We start from the raw sequence: 19532 nt of genomic DNA, 5'->3' as shown, positions 1-19532 counted from the left end.
GTTAATTCTTACGAACTTTGTACTATGAAACTGCAATTTGAAGACCTCATCGTTTTTGAGAACGAGGATTATATACTGATTAACAAGCCCCCGCACATTGCTTCGCTCGACGAACGCAGTGCCGACAGACCGCTTAGCATTCTGCGGCTGGCCAAAGCGTACCACAACGACGCGCAGCTTTGCCACCGATTGGACAAAGAAACCTCGGGTATTTTAGCCATTGCCAAAAATCCGGAAGCGTATCGACACCTGGCTATGCAGTTTGAACACCGGGATGTTACCAAGCGTTACCATGCCGTTGTTGATGGCGTTCACGATTTCGAAGGGATTTCGGTTTATCTGCCAATTGCGCCTCTTAAGGATGGCACGGCGGTACGCATCGATCGCCAGAAAGGAAAAGTAGCCGAAACGATCTTTAACACACTGCGGGCCTATCGTTCGCATACCCTCGTTGAATGCATGCCCATCACGGGGCGAATGCACCAGATTCGGGTTCACCTGATGTGTTTAAAAGCGCCCATCGTTCAGGATCCAACCTACGGCGGCAAACCCATTTTTCTGTCGGAGATCAAGCGCAAATTTAACCTCAAGCAAGGAACCGAAGAACAACCGCTGATTCAGCGCGTGGCACTCCACGCCCACTCGCTGACGTTTGCGCTGCTCAATGGGGAAGAAACCCAGTTTGAAGCGCCGTATCCGAAAGATTTTGATGTATTGGTAAAGCAGCTTGATAAACATTCGCTTTGATAAACACGGAACTTCGGCACGAGTGAGCGTCAAAATAGGTAGTCGATGCAGATTTTGTTACTTTGCCGTTCTGAACCTTTTATCACGTTTGCTCTTTTAGAATCATGTTTGTTCACACAGTTTTCTTTTGGCTTAACCATCCTGATAACAGCGAAGATCGGCAAGCCCTGCGCGATGGCCTGGAAACCCTTAAAAGCATTGATGTTGCCAGCGCAACTTATGTAGGGGCGCCCGCCGATACCCGTCGGCCTGTCATTGACCACACGTATGACTGGTCGCTGACGTTGATCTTTACCGACAAAGCGGCTCACGATGTCTATCAGGAACATCCAACGCATCTAAAATTCGTAGAAAACTGCGCCCGTTACTGGCAACGCGTGCAGGTATATGATGCGGTCGAGTAATAGAGAAACGGGGCGTAAGTAGTTGCGCCCCGCTTCGTTTCAAACCTCTTTAGCCAACGTATCCAGCAACGCCTCAATCTGCTGGTATACAAAAGTTAGCTGTTCTTCTGTAATGCAGTAAGGCGGCAACAGATACAAGACATTTCCCAAGGGGCGCATCAGCACACCGCGTTCCAGCAGAAACGCATAGGCGACATCCCGAATGTTGTTGAAGTAAGACGTTTCACCACCCAGATGCAGATCGAAGGCCAGAATGGTGCCGCGTTGGCGAACATGGCGCACGACCGGATGCTGCACAAGCTGCTTCGCAAAAGTCTGGTGCCGGTCGGCAAGCCATTGAATTGCGGTTTTGGTCGCTTCCGATAAGGTTAGGTCGAGACTGGCCAGGGCCGCCGTACAAGCCAACGGATTGGCCGTAAAGGAGTGCCCGTGAAACAAGGTTTTGTGTTTATCCGCCGACAAAAAAGCCTCGTAGATCTGTTCTGAGCAGGTCGTTACGCCCAAGGCCATCGTGCCACCCGTCAAGCCTTTAGACAGGCACATCAAATCAGGCTTCACGTCGGTCAGATAATGCGAAGCGAATAATTTTCCGGTACGGCCAAACCCAACCATTACCTCATCGGCAATGGCAAGTACTCCTTTTTTTTGCGCCGCCTGGATCAACTTGGTCAATATTTCCGGCTCATACATCACCATACCGCCCGCTCCCTGCACCAGTGGCTCAAAAATAAAAGCGGCCACGTTTTCGTCCAACAGGCTTTCAAACCGCGCCAGTACTTCTTCTTCACGGCCAGGAATTGGCGCGGGAATGTATTCTACGTCAAATAGAAAAGGCACAAAAGGAGCCGTGAAGGCACTACGCCCCCCAACCGCCATTGCTCCAAACGTATCGCCGTGGTAAGCATCTTCCAGTGCAATGACTTTGGTACGTGGTTTTCCGATGTTATGCCAATACTGAAAGGCCATTTTCAAAGCCACTTCAACCGCCGTAGAGCCATTATCCGAATAAAAAACCTTCGCCTGATTGGCAGGCAAAAGGGGCAGCAAGCGTTCGGCCAGCTCAACGGCGGGATTATGCGTAAAGTCTGCGAAAATGACGTGTTCCAGCGTAGTTAACTGCGCCGCTACTTTCTCCGCAATGTAGGGGTGCGCGTGTCCGTGCAGGTTCACCCACCACGACGAGATAGCGTCAATAAATGTCCGGCCGTCTTCCGTGTAAAGCATCGTCCCCTCGCCACGCACTATAGGAATTGGCGGCAGGGCCGTTTTCATTTGGGTGAACGGGTGCCAGATTACCTTTTTATCGCGTTCCTGTAAAGTCATAAGGAATTTTAATTTCGTCTGTATAACGGCTTATTACTTCTTTGGTCAGCCGTTCTTCCCAGCCAACGCGCCCCAGACAGGGCAAACCAGAGTAGTTTAAAATAAAGTCTTCGGTAGCCGGAACCGATTCTCCGTTAAAAATAATTCCCAGCGTTGGAATATTCCGACTCTTCAGGGCTTCGATGGACAAGAGGGTGTGATTAATGCTACCAAGATAGTTCTTTGATACCAGCACCACCGGCAGACCCCAACGTTGTACCAAATCAATATTCAGGTCCCTATTATTGAGTGGTACCATCAAGCCCCCTGCCAGTTCGATCACAAGATGGTTTTCCGTAGCGGGAACATTTAGCTGATCCAGCGAAATTTCTACCCCATCGATTGCCGCAGCGGCGTGGGGAGAAAGCGGCTCGGTCAGTAAATACGCTTCCGGGTGAAACTGCGAGGCAGCATTGGAGATCAAATTCCGAACGGTTGCCTTATCGGAGTCGGTAACCGCTCCCGACTGGATCGGCTTCCAATAATCGGCCCGAAGCGCTTCGACGAGTATCGCAGAAGTCACCGTTTTCCCGATTTCTGTACTAATACCCGCAACGACAAATTGCTGTTTTTTCATGCTATACTTGATTCACGGCTTGCAGAAGCGCCAGGATTTGGGCTTCTGTATTAAACGAATGCAGGCAGATCCGGAGCCGCTCGCGTCCGGCTGGTACGGTTGGACTCAAAATGGGCCGTACATCGAAACCTGCCTGTTGAATTTGGAGGGCCACCGTCCGACAGGCGTCATTGCCTGGTAGGATTAATCCCTGGATGGCACTTTCGGTTAATAACCATTCTTTGTCAGGTGAATGCAACAATGCCTGTTCCTGAAACAGCCTTCTTAGCTGGTGCAACTGCTCAATCGTAGTGGATTGCGTTTGCAAATAAGCATAAGCGCAGCGAATGGCCAGCAAACTATGAGGAGGCAAGGCCGTGGTATACACAAAAGATCGGGCAAAATTTATCAGATAGTCGTGTAGCACTCTGGACCCAACAACAGCAGCTCCATGTACCCCCAAACCTTTTCCAAACGTATGTACCCGTGCGAACACCTGCTTTTCCAGCCCCAAAAGCGTTACCAGGCCCTCTCCTTTCGGGCCAAAAATACCCGTCGCATGTGCCTCATCGACAATGAGGGCGGCACCATAACGCACGCAAAGAGCACAAATCTCCGGTAAGGGAGCCAGATCGCCATCCATCGAATAGACCGATTCAACGGCTACATACACTGTTCCGGTGGCCTTTTGCAACTTGGCTTCCAGATCAGACAGGTCATTATGCCGGAATTTATACCGATTGGCGAGGGAAAGCCGCGCTCCATCAATCATGCTGGCGTGAATCAGCTCATCGGTCAACAGGGTGTCACCGCGTTGGGGAACACTGGCTAATAGTCCTACGTTAGCGTCATAACCTGAATTAAAAATCAACGCCGCTTCAGCTCCGTGAAACGCTGCAATCTCCGCCTCTACAGCCTCAGTCAATGCATAATTCCCCGCCAGCAAGCGTGAGCCTGTGGAGCCGTTAGTTAAGTTTGGCTCTTGTTGTCCGGCTTGCTCAACTAATGTCCTTAATTCTGCCGATTGGGCAAAACCCAGATAATCATTCGAGCAGAAGTCAACCAGTCCCGTGGGTTGTTTGAGCTTTCTAAGCAGCCCCGCCGCCTGGCGATTTTCGAGTAGTTGATGCAGTGCTCTTTTAGCTTTTTCCAACTTGTTCTTAAAGAAAATTAGATAACAAAAATAGCAAGGTTAGGGAAATGATAAAGAAAGTCTTTTGGAATGGAACCTCTATAAACGTGCATAAGTCGGGAGTTATCCACAATTAATTGTGGATAACTCCCGACTTATGCACGTTTTGTTTCGTAAAATAAGATAAGTCGTTTTTAATATATTTTTGGTAACAATTAAGCAACTTATTCGTTACACTACCTCAGTAGCCACTTTCTCCTCAAGCTGTTTTGGCTTTTTCTGAGGCGGGATATAATGCTTGAAGTAGCTGCCGATTTTCATTTGCAAGACACCAAAGACCGCTTCCTTGAAAATCTTGCTCGACATTTTTGATTCTCCCTTCGTTCGATCCGTGAAGATAATGGGAACTTCCGTGATTCGAAAGCCATATTTCCAGGCTAAAAATTTCATCTCGATTTGAAAGGCGTAGCCTACAAACCGGATGTTGTTTGTTAGGATGGTTTCCAGCACCTTGCGTTTGTAACAGATAAATCCGGCGGTCGGATCCATAATGGGCAGGCCCGTAATAAACCGTACGTAATGCCCTGCAAAATAAGACATCAGAACGCGTCCCATTGGCCAGTTCACCACATTGACTCCTTTGATATACCGCGATCCAACAGCCGCATCATGTCCTTGTTCCGAACACGCTTCGTAAAGCCGAACCAGATCGTTTGGATTGTGCGAAAAGTCGGCATCCATCTCGAACAGGTGCTGGTAATCCTGGGCCAAAGCCCAGCGAAAACCATCGATGTAGGCAGTACCAAGTCCTAGTTTTCCGCGTCGCTCCATTAAGTGCAAACGACCGCTAAATTCCCGTTGCAGATTTTTTACACGCACGGCTGTTCCGTCGGGCGACCCATCATCCACAATCAGGACATCAAACGGCACCGGCAGCTCAAACACGTTGCGAATAATCGCTTCGATGTTTTCGATTTCATTGTAGGTCGGTATGACCACTAAGCAATCCTTCATAGTCGTACCTCGGCTATACTTAAACTAATTAAGCAAATAACACTATTTTCTGCCATTTTAGTGCACAAATCAGCGAAGACTAAGGTTAAAAGTTGTTAAAACCCATCAGGCGAGTTGCCACTGGCCGAGCCTTTTCGCTAGCTCCTTGCCTTTTCGAATATTATCAGGCAAACTGATTCCACCGTGCCAGTTGGCGCACACAAACAGTCCGTCTGCTTCGAGCGCTGGCAAGTGTCGCTTTGCTTCCGCATAAGCCAGATCATACTGCGGAATGGCCCGCTCCCACCGCGCCAGCCATTGGTGAACTGGTTTTAGCGCCTTGATCCCGAATGCCTGCTTGTGCTCGGCAAATACCTTTTCCAAAATCGCTTCATCGAGCAACTCTGTATTAGCGGCTGCTAACCGACCGCCAACAAAGGTGGTTAGCAGTACTTCATCGGCAGGGCAACGGTCATCAAAAATAGAGCTGTTCCAGATGTGTCCGGCGCAGAATTGATTCTCTATTCTCGGGTTCAACCCACCAAATCCATTGAGGGGATGCGCCACATCCGCCCGTTTGTAAACGCTATGCACGGCTGTCATTGGTGGGTAATCCAACCGCCGAAAAGCTTCTGCTGCGCCCGGATACGTAAGTTCCAGTAGCTTTGCCGCCGCGCTGGTATCCGCCGCGAGCACCACTGCATCAGCTTGAAAAGAGCCGCTGCTCGCATCAACCAGCCAACCATTTTCCGTCCGGATCAAGCCAGTAACCGGATCATTAAGTTTTAAAGCCGTTAATTGGTCAGCAATGGCTTTTGGCAACATCTGCATTCCTTCCTTAAAACTCACCATTTGCTTTCGCTCTCCCCCCGCCGTTTTCATGAAACCCCGCAGCACCGACCCATAGTCACGCTCGTGCTTCAGCAGGCTTGGAAACGTCTCGGACACCAGAAGCCGGGATGGATCACCTGCGTAAATGCCCGTTACGAAAGGCGTTAGGGCATAATCCACAATTTCTTGCGAAAAGCGACGCCGGAAAAACTGACTTAACGTCTCATCCGGCGGCGACACCGTTCGGTTATTGCGTTCTTTCCAGATGGCTTTCAGCGTTTCCCAGCTAAAAAAAGAAGGTCCAAACAAAAGCGATAACGGGCCGGAAGGCAATTTCCGGTAGGCTCCGTTTCGGAAAATATACCGGGATTTGCTAACGGGCTTGCTAAATCGCAAATCAGGTGTCAAACCAAGCGCATCAATATCGTTCAGGAGGTTTTGATCCACCAGGAGCGAATTAGGTCCCAGCTCCCGCAAATAAGAAGCTCCGTCAGGGGTTGTCTCCCGCCGCGACCGAATCACCCCGCCCGGTTCTCCGGCCGCCTCAAACAATTGATATGGAATGCCTTGTTTTTGCAACTCGTAGGCCAACATCAGCCCCGAAATTCCTGCTCCAATGATAACAATCATTATTTTATGCGTTGGTGCCTCAGCTTTGGGGCGTGCGTTCGATTTTTAGTTGCTCTCTCAGCTTCAATTTTTTGAGCGATGGCTTTACCCGTAAACTATCGTTCGCTTTTTTGGATAAGCTGTCTTTTTTCGGCGTCGGGGTTGGTGCCGCCTTCAGCCTTTGCAAGCTATCCTGTATCTGTAATTTTTCTGTAACCTGCTTATAGACATCGGCCATTTTAGCCGGATTCGAAGAGTAATATCTGTAGCTTCTGAAATAAGCCGCCGTATCAATTTTGTGCTTTTTGTAAATCTGGCTTTCCAGGCGCTTGTAAATCAGGGTAGTCGAATCGGCCGAGATTACGCCTAACTTACTGGCTTTCGCTTCCGCCAGGTGTATTTCGGTAAGCACCTCCGCCATTTTGTCTTCCGGCAACACATCACTGGGCGTTGTCTCGGAGGTGGTCTGACACGACCAGGCAAACAGCAATATGCCAATGACCCAAATCACACTCAGCCTCTGTTTTCGGTAGTGATGTGCTTCTTCTTTTGTTTTCATTAATTTTGTCAAAATGCCTTTTACACAAAGGTCGGAAATTTATAGGAACACTACTTACCGCAATTAAGGCCGACAAAAATCTATTTCTGCCGGTTTCTTTCGTTTACCTTTAACGGAACTGCGTTCCTATCTAGTTAACCAAATCAGGCATGGACGAATTCCTGAAGAAGCTTTATAAATACGAAATCCGCATCCGAAAAGCCGTAAATTCCCAGATGCGCGGCAATTTCCACTCGATCTTTAAAGGGTCGGGGCTGGAATTTAGCGACTTGCGGACGTATCAGTATGGCGATGACGTGCGCGCCATCGACTGGAACGTATCTTCGAAAGGACACGGTACGTTTGTAAAGATTTTTCGGGAAGAAAAAGACCAGACCGTATTTTTCGTTGTCGATGTCAGCGCTTCGCAGGAAATTGGCACTTCTGAGCGTTCCAAATTGGACACTACCAAAGAAGTCTGCGGCGTCCTGACCATGTCGGCCATCCGGGAGGCCAGCCATGTTGGGCTGTATTGCTTTTCCAACCAGAAGGAAAAATACATCAAGCCGTCCAGCAGCATGAAGCACGGTTATCAGCTCATTATGAATTTGTATAAGCTGCAACCGGAGTCGGTTAAAACAGACCTGGCGGGTGCCCTGCTATTTGCCCTGAACGTGCTGAAACGCAAAAGTGTCGTTATTCTGATTTCTGACTTTATTGATACCAATTACGAACACAACCTGAAAGCACTGGCGCGCAAACATGATCTGGTGGTTGTGCATATGTACGACCGTCGCGAAACCGCCCTTCCTCGACTGGGCATTATTCCCGTTTATGATACCGAAAGCCGCCAGACAGTCTGGATAAATACATCCTCTTCGGCGTTTCGGGAACAACAGCGGCAAACTTTCCGGGAAAGTCAGCAACAGCTTGAGCGGCTTTGTCGCCAATACAACGCCAACTACGTTGCCCTCGACGCGCAGGAAGATTACGTACCCCGACTCATTGAACTCTTCCGTGTCCGGCAACAAAAATGAAATGGATTGTCTTTTTTCTGCTTGGTTTCTTTTTCGGGGTAAATCCAACGGTTGCCCAGGCACCTCGCGGGGTTTTCCTGACGGATACGATGGAGATTGGGCAGCCTTTTCAGTATTCATTGCGGGTACGCCATCCGGCCAGTCTGGAACTCCTTTTTCCGGATACAGCCCGCCATTTCAGGCCGTTTCTGGTTCGGGACGTTGATATTTTTACGACCTCCACGGATGCTACCGGTAGCCTAGACAGCGTTGTCTATACATTGGTTTCGTTTGAAACAGGTCAAGCGCAACAGCTTCGGGTGCCTGTTTTTACGGTAAACAGCCCGCAGGATTGCACGGCTTTTTTTTCCAATACAGACACGATCTACCTCAGAGAACGCATTCAGACAACCCGGCTCGACACCCTGCAACTTTCCACGGAAACGCAGGTAATTGCTTTGCGCCAGCAAATGAACTACCCGTTTTTGCTGACTATTCTGGCGGGCATCGTGGCGGTGGCGGGTGTTGTTTATCTCTTATTTGGTAAGGCGATCAACACCCGACTGGCGCTGTATCGAATGCGTCGGCAACACCAGGAGTTTGAACGGGCCTACCTGCGTCTGACGCGAAACCTGAATCCAGATACGGCTTCTGAAAGCGTTGGAAAAACAATCATTATCTGGAAAGAATACCTGGAATGGCTGGAAGACAAACCTTTTTCGACCATGACCACCCGCGAAATGGCCGATTCCATGCTGGATGATCGGCTAGCCGACGCTCTGAAAGAGATTGATGGCGTTGTGTATGGCGGTATGTACTCTGACCAAACCCAGGCTTCGCTGCGAGTTCTGCGCGAAATTGCGGACCATTCCTACCAACGGCAACGGGCCAAAATCGCCGAAGCTCAACAAAAAAAATTACCGACAAATGATTGATTGGCTCTCCTGGAAATGGTTCACCTTGTCGCAGCTTCGGCAATTTAGCTGGGAATCGCCGTATTATCTGTACGGTATTCCGGCCTTGCTCCTGCTGTTTGGGCTACGTTCGCTGCTGCAAAATCGGTCCAAGCAACGGTTGGGCGTGGCTTTTAGTCGCGGAAAATTGAAACCAAGCCTGATCACTTCACTTCGGCACCTACCGGGTATTTGTCTGGTTATTGGAATGACGCTTATTCTCATGGCGCTGGCCCGCCCCCAGATTGTACGGGAACAAACTGAAAATATTTCGGAGGGAATTGACGTGATTCTGGCGCTCGATATTTCCTCTTCGATGAACGAAACGGACCTGAAACCCAACCGCCTGGCGGCGGCTAAACGGGTAGCACAGCTTTTTGTCCGCAGCCGCCCCGACGACCGGATGGGGCTGGTTATTTTTGCCGGAGAAGCTTTTTCTCTGTGCCCTTTAACCACCGACCATGACCTCTTGAACAGCTACCTAACGGACCTTGACGACAGCATGATCAAAACATCCGGCACCGCCATTGGTAGTGCGTTGGCGGTGTGTATCAACCGGATGCGGGAATCGGCCTCAAAAAGTAAGGTCGTTATTTTACTGAGCGATGGCGATAATACAGCCGGAAACCTCGATCCGATCATTGTGGCGCGATTAGCCAAGGCGTTCAACATTCGGATTTATACCATCGCTGTTGGCAGGCCCGAAATCCCTCGCCTGGGTGCCCTTGCTTCGGCGGTAACCATTGACGAAGGCATTCTGACCACCATTGCGGGGATTGGCGGCGGCACCTTTTTCCGCGCAACTGACGCCCGGCGGCTGCAAACCGTGTTTCGGGAAATTGACCGGCTGGAAAAAGCCCCTGTCAAGACAAAGACTTATAAGGATATTAAAGATTACTACCGCGTTTATCTTTACTGGGCAATCGTTTTTCTGTTGCTCATTCTGTTGTTGAAGAGTACCATATTTGGAAATATTCTGGAAGATTGATGCTACGATCGTGTTATAATAATCAGGTTATTGAGGCGGGTCTTGATGAGGTTGGCCGGGGCTGTCTGGCGGGGCCGGTGGTAGCGGCTGCCGTTATTTTGCCCTCCGATTATACCCATACCAAACTCACTGACTCTAAATTATTGAGTCGTTCTTTGCGGGATAAACTACGCGTTGAGATTGAGCGGGATGCCATAAGCTGGGCCGTCACGGAGGTGTCCAATGAGGTGATTGATCAGATCAATATCTCCCAGGCCAGTTTTCTGGCCATGCACCGAGCCGTTGAATTGCTCTCTCCGCAGCCCGAACACCTATTGGTTGACGGAAATCGCTTTCGGCCTTACCCCCTGATTCCGCATACGTGCATCGTCAAAGGCGACTCCAAATTTTTGTCCATTGCGGCGGCTTCCGTTCTGGCCAAATGTTACCGGGATGAGCTAATGGAGAAATTAAGCGAAGCGTTTCCGCAGTATGGCTGGGCCAAAAACGTGGGCTATCCGACACCCATCCACCGGGAAGGCATTCGGCAGCACGGCCCCTGCCAGTGGCACCGAAAAAGCTTTCGACTGGTCTGATTTTTTAGGGTATTCCAACGCATCCAACTGGAAAGGGGTCCAGATCTAAAACCCTGACTGTCATGAAAAAACTCTCCCTGATTGCGGTACTACTGGTAGCTCTTGGAAGTTGTGGCCCCAAAGACTCTACGCCGGAACCTTTGTTGACTGGCGACCCGCTTTCGGTTGAATCGAAGCGGACGAATACGCCCTCGGCTTCGCCGGCTGGATTTCGCCTCCTGGAAAGCCGTTACACGACCAATCGTACTTCTGTTTCTACTTTTGTCTACAACGCCGCCGGACGTTTGCTGGAGTTCAATAATGGCCCGAATGGTCTGGAAAGCAAAGTGACGTACCATTGGCCAAATGACAGTACTCTACGAGCCGAACTCTACAGCACCAATCTGTTTTCAAGTTCCACTCCAAGCAATCAGCCTTTAAAATTAAGTTCGTATCTGGAGATTGTCCATAATCCAGCCAATCAGGCAAAATGGCGTCGATCTTATCTTGCCCAGGATAAAGCAACTGAATACCGCAGTTATTCCCTGTACGAATACAACGCGAACCAACAGATTGTCAAGATCAGTATCTATGCACCGACTAACGTTTTGGGGTCTTATACCACCTATGCGTATGATGCAGCCGGAAACGTGCAAACCGAGAAATACTACGCCACCACAAACGGCCAGCTCGATTTAATCAGTACAACCGTTTATGAACACGATCAGAAACCGAATCCGTATCACACCACGGGGCGGAATGAAATAGTTTACGACCGCAATACCAATAACATAACCCGCCAGGTTGTTACCCGCACTTTTGAAGTGAGCGGTATTCCAAGGGTTTCCGAACATCGGTGGCGCTTCGAGTACCGCCCCGATGGCTACCCCAAACGCATGATTTACGACGACGGCAGTTACGAAGAATTTATTTACAACCGTTAAGCTTTCGGACGCTTATACAACGGCACAGTACTGCACGGCTCGCCAAACATCAAACTCTGAACCACGGGTTGCAACAAACGAGTCACTTCAACGTAGGCCGCCGTTGGAACCGGCACTTTGCTGCATCCCTTTACAACCAGCTTCGTGTCCCGAAACGATTCGATGTCAATTTTGGCAATGGCGTCAAAATAAAGTTTTTCTTCCAGATCTTGCAGCGAGCCGTAGACCACCAGATTGGCGTGCGGTTGCAAGTTCAGGGTTAGCAGCATATACGCCCAAGTCGGTACAATGGCATCTTCAGAGCACGTAATGGCCACATTTTTGCCCGCATACTGGCTCCAGTCGTGGGACTTCAGGAAATCCCGAAAGTCTTTTTCTTTCAGAATCAGCCCCATATACAGATTATCCTTCAGGTCATAAACGATCCGCTCCCCTGTATGGTAGTAATCTTCCAGATCCAGCGTTTGCAGGCCACTTTTGGCGACGCGGTTAATAATTTCGGTTTCCATACTCATTGAACAATTGCTTTCCGGGGCTTGGTTCCCACAAAATCTTTCAGGTAAAACGGCTCGAATAAGGCTACGTTTTCAAACTTCGTGTCAGCGTAGGCCAGGGCCGCCAGTTCACCAATCGTTCTGGCCGAAGGATGAATCAGCCTTTCCGGGAAAATAGCGTTTTCCTGATGGCTCAAGACTGGCTTGCATTTGGCGGCACCATTGCCAAAAAATACAACAGGACGCTGCGCCAGCACCTCAGCAAACGAATGCTCATCGACAATGGTTGCGGCGGTTGCTTCTATCTCCTGACCATCAGTCATATAAACCGCGGAATAAACCTCCATGCGCCGGGCGTCAATCATGGGGCATAGGCCGTGCGCCGGGGAGTAAAAAGCGCCCATCTGGCGCGCCATCGCTTCCAGGGTGTTGATGGCAATCATCGGCTTATCCAGCGCAAAACACAAGCCTTTGGCCGTCGATACGCCAATCCGTAAGCCCGTATAAGAACCAGGGCCTTTGGCCACGGCAACCGCGTCGAGGTCCGGCAATTGATGCCCGGTATGCTGCACCGCATCACGAATCAGGGTGGTTAACATCCCCGAAGATGATTTCTCCGCGAGTAATTCGTAAGCCGCTAACAAATTGCCGTCTTGGTGCAGGGCTACCGAACAGACGGTAGTGGACGTATCAATACTTAGAATAAGTGCCATAATAAAAACAAGTCATGCCGATAGTTGGGCGAAAACCCAGTATCGGCATGACAAAAATACAAACAGTCGGTAATTACTTGCCGCCTTTTAAGGTTGCCTGGTATTTGTTCATGTCTTTGAACAGGTCCAGCGCTGCCTTGATCTCCGGATCGGTCGCGAAGGAAGCTTCTTTCAGACCCTTTTGCAGGTAATAATGACCCGCTATTTCCTGCTCCAGCAACCCCTTGATTTCGCTTTTAAACGTCATCAGGTCGGTGTCTTTGCTGTGGGACACCTTTGCTTTCAACGCTTTCAACTGATCCTGAATCTGGTCGAAGTTTTTCTCTTTTTTGGCCGATGCTTCCAGCGTACCCAAGTCTTTTTCGACCTGCGTAGTGTAGTCGTACTCCTTATCTTTGAGCCAGTTCTCAAAATCTTTGTACTCGGCATCGGTCAGGCGAAACTCGCGGGCAGGTTTTATAGTCGGATGCTCGTTGTGGTATTTAACGGCATAATCGAAAATCAATCCTTTGTTAGTCAGACTCAACGCAATAGGCGTCGGAACCACTGCCTCCGTTGGAATATCGGGCGTTACTCCCCCGCCGTCGTAAACGACACGGCCATTTTTCGTTTTGAAGGCCGTTTTCAACGAATCTGGAATCTTCCCAACGCTCCCGTCCGTATTTCGATGGCTGTAGTCAATGGCCTGAATACAGCGCCCGCTAGGAATGTAATATTTCGCCGTGGTGATTTTCAGCTTGGTGTTAAAAGACAATTCCCGCGTTGTCTGTACCAATCCTTTGCCGTAGGTACGCTGGCCGATCAGTACGCCGCGGTCGTAATCCTGAATAACACCCGAAACAATTTCAGCCGCCGATGCACTCCGGCTATTGGTCAGGACAACGATGGGAATATCCAAATCCAGCGAGGGATTGAGTGCCGTGTATGTCTTATTCCACTCGGTGACTTTACCTTTAGTCGTAACAATTTCAGAATCTTTCGGGACCCAAATGTTGGCAATATCGATGGACATGTTCAAGAGTCCGCCCGGATTTTCACGAACGTCGAGCACCAGCTTTTTCATTCCTTTGCCCTTCAGCTCTACAAAAGCATTCCGCACTTCACGCGAAGCCGTCGCGGTAAAATCCTTCAGATCGATGTAACCAACGTCTGCCGACAACATACCATAATAAGGCACGTTGGTCATTTTCACCACGTCGCGGGGAATCGCCAGGTCCAACGGATCTTTGGCACCCAACCGCTTCACGGTCAGTTTGACTGCCGTATTGGTCTGACCACGGAGCAATTTGTCGGCATCGGAATCGCGGCGGGTTTTGATGTCTACTCCATCTACTTTAACAATCTCGTCGCCAATTCGCAGACCAGACTTTTCAGCAGGTGTTCCGTCATAAATCATCATAACGATGCTTTTTCCCTGCCGTTGGCCGATGAGTGCACCGATACCGTTGTAACGGCCCGTCGTCATGGTCATGTAATCTTCAATCTCGTCTTCGGCGTAAAAATTGGTATAGGGGTCCAGCGCCTTTAGCATGGCATCGATGCTGCTCTTGACCATGCGATTTGGATTGACCTCATCGACGTAGTACAGGTTCAGCTCTTTGAACAGCGTGGCGAAAATATCCAGGTTTTTGGCAATCTCGAAGAAGCGGTCGTCCTGCTTGAAGGACATAAAACCCAGCCCACCAGCCAACAACGCCGTAGCCGCCGCAATAGTGAAACGTTTTTTCATGAGGTAGGACGGTAATTTTTAGCCGTCTGTTAAAGCTGTGTGTAAGGAAAATATGGGTAACTGGCAGTCAGACCATCTAATCAAAGGCTGATCTACATTTTAGCCAGTACTAATTTCATGCTTTTTTCTATCTCTTCAAACGAAATTTTTTGCCGGGCGGTATACAAAAAGGCAATGTATTCGGGCGCGTTTTTGGATTTTTCGGGAGTCCCGAATAAAAACGGTTTGTTTTTGCGGTATGCTTCGCGAATTCGGCGACGAAGCAGGTTACGGTCAACGGCATGTTTGAAGTTGCGTTTGGAAACCGTAATTAAAATAGCAGGCAAAGGAGAAGCATCCTCTGCGGAATTTTCGGGCACGGGCAAATACAATACCCGAAACGGAAAAAGGTAGAACGTCCGAACGGTCGAGCTACCTTTTTCAAATAACTGGTCAATGACTTTTTTGCTGCAAAGCCGCTCTGATTTATGGAACGTTTGCCGCATAAGTCATGGAGAATTAAAGTTAACGGACAACTAGCTAGCTGATGATTCCACCAGCCATTTATGCCTGTAACCTCAATAATTAGAATTTAAAGCGTTCGCCTTTTTTCTCGTCGGAGACAGTCAGCTTATGACGACCTTTTTTGCGACGAGCGGCTAATAATTTGCGACCACTAGCGGAAGCCATACGTTCGCGGAAGCCGTGCTTGTTTCTCCGCTTACGGTTCGACGGTTGGTATGTTCTTTTCATGACAATCTATGCGTTTGATATCGTTGTTCCTAAAAGAGTCCGCAAAGGTAGGGAATCTTTAGCTATGTAGCAAGTAGCTTTCACCTTTTTATAGTTTTCATAAACAAGCGATTAACTTTACTGGTCTACTTATTAGCTTCGGACGGCTGATCCTTATTGATAAATCCGTTATTCAATAGCTTTTATCCGTTGTACCAACGTTTCTGGAACGTCTTATGCATTACAAACTTTTTTCTGAAAATCCCGCCTCCCGCTCGCTCAACGTGGAATGCCACCTTGCTGATATTGACACTGAGAGTGTTGAGCTTCAACTACCAAGCTGGCGTCCCGGCCGGTATGAGCTTCAGCATTTTGCCAAAAATATTCAGCAATTTGAGATCACGGACATAAACGGTAACCCACTGATTTTCCGCAAAATAACCAAAGATCGCTGGCACATACAAACGGAAGGAATTTCAGAACTGGTGGTTCGTTTTACGTATTACAGCAACGTAATCAATGCCGGAACGTCCTACGCCGACCATCGCCTGCTCTACATTAACCCCGTCAATGTCTGCCTCTATGCTGAAGGCCGCCTGCACGAACGCTGTACGGTTGAACTCGGTATTCCCGATGATTGGCAAATAGCCTGTGGCCTGAAAAAAACTGGCCCAACGACGCTGGTAGCAAACGACTTTTACGAACTGGTTGACTGCCCGCTCATTGCTTCGCCAGATTTACAACATAATCAGTATGTCATCGATGGCATTCCCTTTCACGTTTGGATTCATGGCAACTACCAACCTGATTGGGAGCGGATTAAATACGATTTTACGCGGTTTACAGAAGCACAACTTCAGTTATTTGGCGCGTTCCCGGAGACTGAGTACCATTTTCTGACCCTGGTTCTGGACACTCCCTATTACCACGGAGTTGAGCATCGTAATTCGACCATGCTTGTTCTTGGGCCGCCCGAAGATGGTCTTTACGTCGATTTGCTGGGCGTTAGCTCCCACGAATTATTTCACACCTGGAACATTATCCGGATTCGCCCGACAGAGCTGCTGCCGTATGATTTCACGCGGGAAAACTACTTTCCGACCTGTTTTGTGGCCGAGGGCGTCACTACCTATTATGGTGATCTGATCCTGCGCCGTTCGGGTGTGTTCAGCGATGAAGCTTACCGCAAAGAACTGCACGTTTTATTTAAACGACACTTTGAACAGAGCGGTCGGGCGGCACAATCGCTTGTCGAGTCCTCCTGGGATTTGTGGCTGGATGGCTACGAAAAAGGAGTTCCCGACCGGAAAGTTTCCGTTTATCACAAAGGTGCTATTGCGGCCATGATTCTGGATTTGCACCTCCGCCGAAAAACAAACCACCAGACCACACTCGATAATGTGATGCGCATCATGTGGGAGCGATTTGGCAAACCGTTTATAGGGTATAGCCTCGACGATTACCGCGCTGTTTGCGAAGAAGTAGCGGGTGAAAAACTGGATTGGTATTTCGATGCCTGCATTTTTAGTAATCAGCCGTTGGAAATGCTTCTAAATGATTATCTGAACTTTGTTGGGCTGCAAATAAGCTATGAGTCAGGTGACACGACCTCGCTCCTTTTGCACGATCTGGAGGATGCTGACGGGCAGGAAGAGCGCAAAAAGTGGTGGACGGAGCCAAGCGCTTAGACTCTATCGTTACCCCCTATCCTCGCCTGAAAAGCTATTAAATTCACTTGGTCTTAATCCGCTATCTTTTATGGCGGATTTTCTTTTAAACTTTTTAACTAATTAATTAGTTGTAAAACTAACACATTAGTCTTACATTAGCTGTATCAATTTATTCCAACTACAACAAGTCTTATTACAATGCAGGTACGTGAACTCACCAAAGCCGAAGAAGAAATCATGCGGGTATTGTGGAAGCTGGAAAAAGCGTTTGTGAAAGACGTTTTGGCGGAGCTTTCCGATGAGCCAAAACCAGCTTACAATACAGTTTCTACCATCATTCGGATTCTGGAAAAGAAAGGATTGGTAGGCTACCGGGCTTACGGCAAAACGCATGAGTATTACCCGCTGATCACGGAAGAGCAGTACAAGCAATTCCAGACCGAGCAGTTGATGTCCAACTACTTTGATAATTCGCTGAAAAAGCTGGTTTCGTTTTTTGTCAAAGATCGGAATCTATCGTTGAAGGAAGCCAATGAAATCATCGAACTCCTAAACCGTAAAAAAAACGTATGAATGCAGTAGACTATTTTCTCAAAGCCAACCTGTATCTGGTGTTATTCTACGCCTGCTACTGGTTATGGCTGCGGCGACATACCTTTTTTAAACTGAATCGAGCTTATCTGATCGGTTCCGTTTTGGTTGCGTTGCTTCTGCCGCTGGTCGAATTATCGACCCAGACAGTTGAACAACTGCCCATGCCCATTGGGGTTATAACGCTGCCCGTGACCGTATTAGCTCAACCAACCGAACCAACCGGCCCCGATTGGAAAATTATTAGCTATGGGGTATATGGCTTAATAGCCGCACTAATTTTCGTTCGGCTATTATCCCGGTTGACGGGCGTTAGTCGGTTAATTGCTCGCTCCCGACGAGTTCCTCGGGAAGACCACGTGCTGGTGCTGCCTGAAAAAAAGGAGGTGCCGTCTTTTTCGTTTTTCCGCTATCTGGTGCTTAACCCAGTGGATGCTCAAGAACACCAGAACATTGTTTGTCAGCATGAAATGGTGCATATCCGGCAATGGCACAGCGCCGACATTCTGTTTTTTGAGCTGGTTCAGGTTGTTTTCTGGCTTAATCCGGTTTTTATATTCTACAAACAGGCCATTCGGCAGGTTCACGAATTTCTGGCCGACGAGAGTGCTAACGACAAAAATCAATACGCCACCTTTCTGGTGGAATACGCCTTCAATGCGCAGCCAGACAGCCTTGCCAACAGCTTTTTTAACCCTTCCCTGCTGAAAGAACGCATTCTGATGTTGCACAGCCGCACGACCAGCCGCTGGGCAGTCGGAAAATATTTACTGGTGATTCCACTAGCAACCGGATTGCTGGCGATGACCACGGCCCGGGAAGAGCTTACCAATCTGGTTACATCGGTAGCAGATGAAAAAGTTACGGTTACCGGCACCGTGTTCAATCAGGATAAAAAGCCGCTGGCCGGGGCAACGATCATTGTCAAAGGGACAACAACGGGGGCATCAACGAATAAGCAGGGAACTTACCAATTGAAAAACATAGCGGCCAATGCTGAATTGGTGGTCAGTTTTGTCGGCTATGATTCTCAGGTAAAAGCCGTTGCGGGCAAAACCAGCGTTGACTTTACGCTAGCCCAGCGCCCGGAAGTACTGAGTGAAATAGTCGTGGTGGGCTTTGTTCCTGAAGTCAAACCAACAGTTCCTGAAGAAAAATCTACCGCAGAGAAATCGGACAAAGTATTTACGGTGGTCGAGCAAAAGCCGGAATTTCCGGGGGGAATCGAAGCCTTGCAGCAGTACCTGGCCCGGCACATACGCTACTCAGCCGCCGCCGCTCGCAGCAATATCCAGGGGACTGTTTTTGTTGATTTTATTATTAATCAAAACGGCGCCGTAAGCGACATAAAGGTGCAGAAAGGGATTGGCTACGGCTGCGACGAAGAAGCCGTTCGGGTGGTTAGCCAGATGCCCAACTGGACGCCAGGAAAGCAGAACGGAGAACCTGTCTCGGTCAAGTATACAATACCCGTTCGGTTTATGCTGGAAGGCAACAAAAAACTTCCGGCAGAAGACTTATCGAAAGGTGTCTTTGCGCCTAATCAGTGGGATGACCCAGCGCCGCTATTTATCATCGACGGAATCCCCCAGGTAGATCGTCCTGCTCCTGGACAAATAAACCCTAACAACATTCTATCGATTGATGTGCTCAAAGATGCATCAGCAACCGCCCTTTATGGCGAACGGGGTAAAAACGGCGTCATTCAGGTAACCACCAAAAATGCGTCGACTCAGCAAAAGGCTACTGCCTTTAAGAATCAGCTCAAAATCTATACAGACCGAAAGCTACCTGCCACCTACTACGTGAACGATCAGGTTATTACACGCGAGGAAGCGAGCGAAATATCCCCGAATACCATCGAGCGGATCGACGTTAACCACCAGGCAGACCCGTCCGAAGTCCGAATCTATACCCGAAAATAACCTTCTTATGAAACCTCCGCAGCAAGTAGTCAAGCATTGGCTGAACGCTTGTCAGTCCGCTTTCGCGTTCAA

21 protein-coding genes are annotated in these 19532 nt (G+C 49.0%); 10 read left to right on the top strand and 11 right to left on the bottom strand.

Annotation, left to right across the window (positions count from 1 at the left end; genetic code table 11):
• Positions 1 to 24 precede the first annotated feature (24 nt).
• Positions 25 to 747 (top strand): RluA family pseudouridine synthase, encoded by a 723-nt coding sequence (locus L0Y31_RS07450; RefSeq protein ID WP_234736488.1) that lies wholly within the window; start codon positions 25 to 27, stop codon positions 745 to 747.
• 104 nt (positions 748 to 851) lie between these two features.
• Positions 852 to 1151, top strand: coding sequence for a Dabb family protein (locus L0Y31_RS07445; RefSeq protein ID WP_234736487.1), 300 nt, complete (start codon positions 852 to 854; stop codon positions 1149 to 1151).
• Positions 1152 to 1190: 39 nt separating this feature from the next.
• On the opposite strand, the gene bioA is transcribed toward L0Y31_RS07445, so the two are convergent.
• From bioA to L0Y31_RS07415, 6 genes are all read right to left on the bottom strand, one after another.
• Positions 1191 to 2474 carry an adenosylmethionine--8-amino-7-oxononanoate transaminase gene (bioA, locus tag L0Y31_RS07440; protein WP_234736486.1) on the bottom strand — a complete coding sequence of 428 codons (1284 nt, stop codon included), beginning with the start codon at positions 2472 to 2474 and terminating at the stop codon, positions 1191 to 1193.
• Positions 2452 to 3090, bottom strand: coding sequence for a dethiobiotin synthase (bioD, locus tag L0Y31_RS07435; RefSeq protein ID WP_234736485.1), 639 nt, complete (start codon positions 3088 to 3090; stop codon positions 2452 to 2454). Before bioD ends, bioA begins: the two co-directional genes overlap by 23 nt.
• 1 nt (position 3091) lies before the next feature.
• Positions 3092 to 4222, bottom strand: coding sequence for an aminotransferase class I/II-fold pyridoxal phosphate-dependent enzyme (locus tag L0Y31_RS07430; RefSeq protein WP_234736484.1), 1131 nt, complete (start codon positions 4220 to 4222; stop codon positions 3092 to 3094).
• A gap of 210 nt (positions 4223 to 4432) precedes the next feature.
• The gene (locus tag L0Y31_RS07425) at positions 4433 to 5215 is read right to left on the bottom strand and encodes a polyprenol monophosphomannose synthase (RefSeq protein ID WP_234736483.1); all 783 of its coding nucleotides are present in this window, start codon (positions 5213 to 5215) and stop codon (positions 4433 to 4435) included.
• Between the two features lie 105 nt (positions 5216 to 5320).
• On the bottom strand, positions 5321 to 6655 hold the full coding sequence (hemG, locus tag L0Y31_RS07420) for a protoporphyrinogen oxidase (protein WP_310587138.1): 1335 nt from the start codon (positions 6653 to 6655) through the stop codon (positions 5321 to 5323).
• A gap of 19 nt (positions 6656 to 6674) precedes the next feature.
• On the bottom strand, positions 6675 to 7193 hold the full coding sequence (locus tag L0Y31_RS07415) for a DUF4296 domain-containing protein (RefSeq protein WP_234736482.1): 519 nt from the start codon (positions 7191 to 7193) through the stop codon (positions 6675 to 6677).
• Between the two features lie 149 nt (positions 7194 to 7342).
• Between L0Y31_RS07415 and L0Y31_RS07410 the strand changes: the two genes are divergently transcribed.
• From L0Y31_RS07410 to L0Y31_RS07390, 5 genes are all read left to right on the top strand, one after another.
• On the top strand, positions 7343 to 8209 hold the full coding sequence (locus tag L0Y31_RS07410; RefSeq protein ID WP_234736481.1) for a DUF58 domain-containing protein: 867 nt from the start codon (positions 7343 to 7345) through the stop codon (positions 8207 to 8209).
• Positions 8206 to 9123: a hypothetical protein gene (locus L0Y31_RS07405; RefSeq protein WP_234736480.1), complete on the top strand. Its 918-nt coding sequence runs from the start codon at positions 8206 to 8208 to the stop codon at positions 9121 to 9123. Before L0Y31_RS07410 ends, L0Y31_RS07405 begins: the two co-directional genes overlap by 4 nt.
• A complete protein-coding gene (locus L0Y31_RS07400; RefSeq protein ID WP_234736479.1) occupies positions 9116 to 10129 on the top strand; it encodes a VWA domain-containing protein in 1014 nt (337 codons plus the stop codon). The genes L0Y31_RS07405 and L0Y31_RS07400 overlap by 8 nt, the downstream gene beginning before the upstream one ends.
• The gene (locus L0Y31_RS07395; RefSeq protein WP_234736478.1) at positions 10129 to 10704 is read left to right on the top strand and encodes a ribonuclease HII; all 576 of its coding nucleotides are present in this window, start codon (positions 10129 to 10131) and stop codon (positions 10702 to 10704) included. Before L0Y31_RS07400 ends, L0Y31_RS07395 begins: the two co-directional genes overlap by 1 nt.
• 62 nt (positions 10705 to 10766) lie before the next feature.
• Positions 10767 to 11627 carry a hypothetical protein gene (locus L0Y31_RS07390; protein ID WP_234736477.1) on the top strand — a complete coding sequence of 287 codons (861 nt, stop codon included), beginning with the start codon at positions 10767 to 10769 and terminating at the stop codon, positions 11625 to 11627.
• Here L0Y31_RS07390 and L0Y31_RS07385 read toward each other — a convergent pair.
• From L0Y31_RS07385 to rpmH, 5 genes are all read right to left on the bottom strand, one after another.
• The gene (locus L0Y31_RS07385) at positions 11624 to 12136 is read right to left on the bottom strand and encodes a DUF2480 family protein (protein WP_234737140.1); all 513 of its coding nucleotides are present in this window, start codon (positions 12134 to 12136) and stop codon (positions 11624 to 11626) included. The genes L0Y31_RS07390 and L0Y31_RS07385 overlap by 4 nt on opposite strands.
• A 2-nt stretch (positions 12137 to 12138) precedes the next feature.
• Complete coding sequence (gene tsaB, locus L0Y31_RS07380) at positions 12139 to 12834, bottom strand: tRNA (adenosine(37)-N6)-threonylcarbamoyltransferase complex dimerization subunit type 1 TsaB (RefSeq protein ID WP_234736476.1); 696 nt, start codon at positions 12832 to 12834, stop codon at positions 12139 to 12141.
• A 73-nt stretch (positions 12835 to 12907) separates the two neighbouring features.
• Positions 12908 to 14563, bottom strand: a complete 1656-nt coding sequence (locus L0Y31_RS07375) for a S41 family peptidase (RefSeq protein ID WP_234736475.1) — start codon at positions 14561 to 14563, stop codon at positions 12908 to 12910.
• Between the two features lie 92 nt (positions 14564 to 14655).
• Positions 14656 to 15048, bottom strand: a complete 393-nt coding sequence (gene rnpA / locus L0Y31_RS07370) for a ribonuclease P protein component (RefSeq protein WP_234736474.1) — start codon at positions 15046 to 15048, stop codon at positions 14656 to 14658.
• Between the two features lie 79 nt (positions 15049 to 15127).
• Complete coding sequence (gene rpmH, locus L0Y31_RS07365; protein WP_234736473.1) at positions 15128 to 15295, bottom strand: 50S ribosomal protein L34; 168 nt, start codon at positions 15293 to 15295, stop codon at positions 15128 to 15130.
• Positions 15296 to 15510: 215 nt separating this feature from the next.
• Between rpmH and L0Y31_RS07360 the strand changes: the two genes are divergently transcribed.
• The 3 genes from L0Y31_RS07360 to L0Y31_RS07350 all read left to right on the top strand — a co-directional run bounded on the left by L0Y31_RS07360 (position 15511) and on the right by L0Y31_RS07350 (position 19460).
• The gene (locus L0Y31_RS07360) at positions 15511 to 16962 is read left to right on the top strand and encodes a M61 family metallopeptidase (protein WP_234736472.1); all 1452 of its coding nucleotides are present in this window, start codon (positions 15511 to 15513) and stop codon (positions 16960 to 16962) included.
• 180 nt (positions 16963 to 17142) lie between these two features.
• The gene (locus L0Y31_RS07355; RefSeq protein WP_234736471.1) at positions 17143 to 17517 is read left to right on the top strand and encodes a BlaI/MecI/CopY family transcriptional regulator; all 375 of its coding nucleotides are present in this window, start codon (positions 17143 to 17145) and stop codon (positions 17515 to 17517) included.
• Positions 17514 to 19460 (top strand): M56 family metallopeptidase, encoded by a 1947-nt coding sequence (locus tag L0Y31_RS07350; RefSeq protein ID WP_234736470.1) that lies wholly within the window; start codon positions 17514 to 17516, stop codon positions 19458 to 19460. The genes L0Y31_RS07355 and L0Y31_RS07350 overlap by 4 nt, the downstream gene beginning before the upstream one ends.
• Positions 19461 to 19532 lie beyond the last annotated feature (72 nt).

It is taken from the genome of Tellurirhabdus bombi (assembly GCF_021484805.1).
Lineage (GTDB): Bacteria > Bacteroidota > Bacteroidia > Cytophagales > Spirosomataceae > Tellurirhabdus > Tellurirhabdus bombi.
This window is presented reverse-complemented; position numbering and strand designations above follow the sequence as displayed.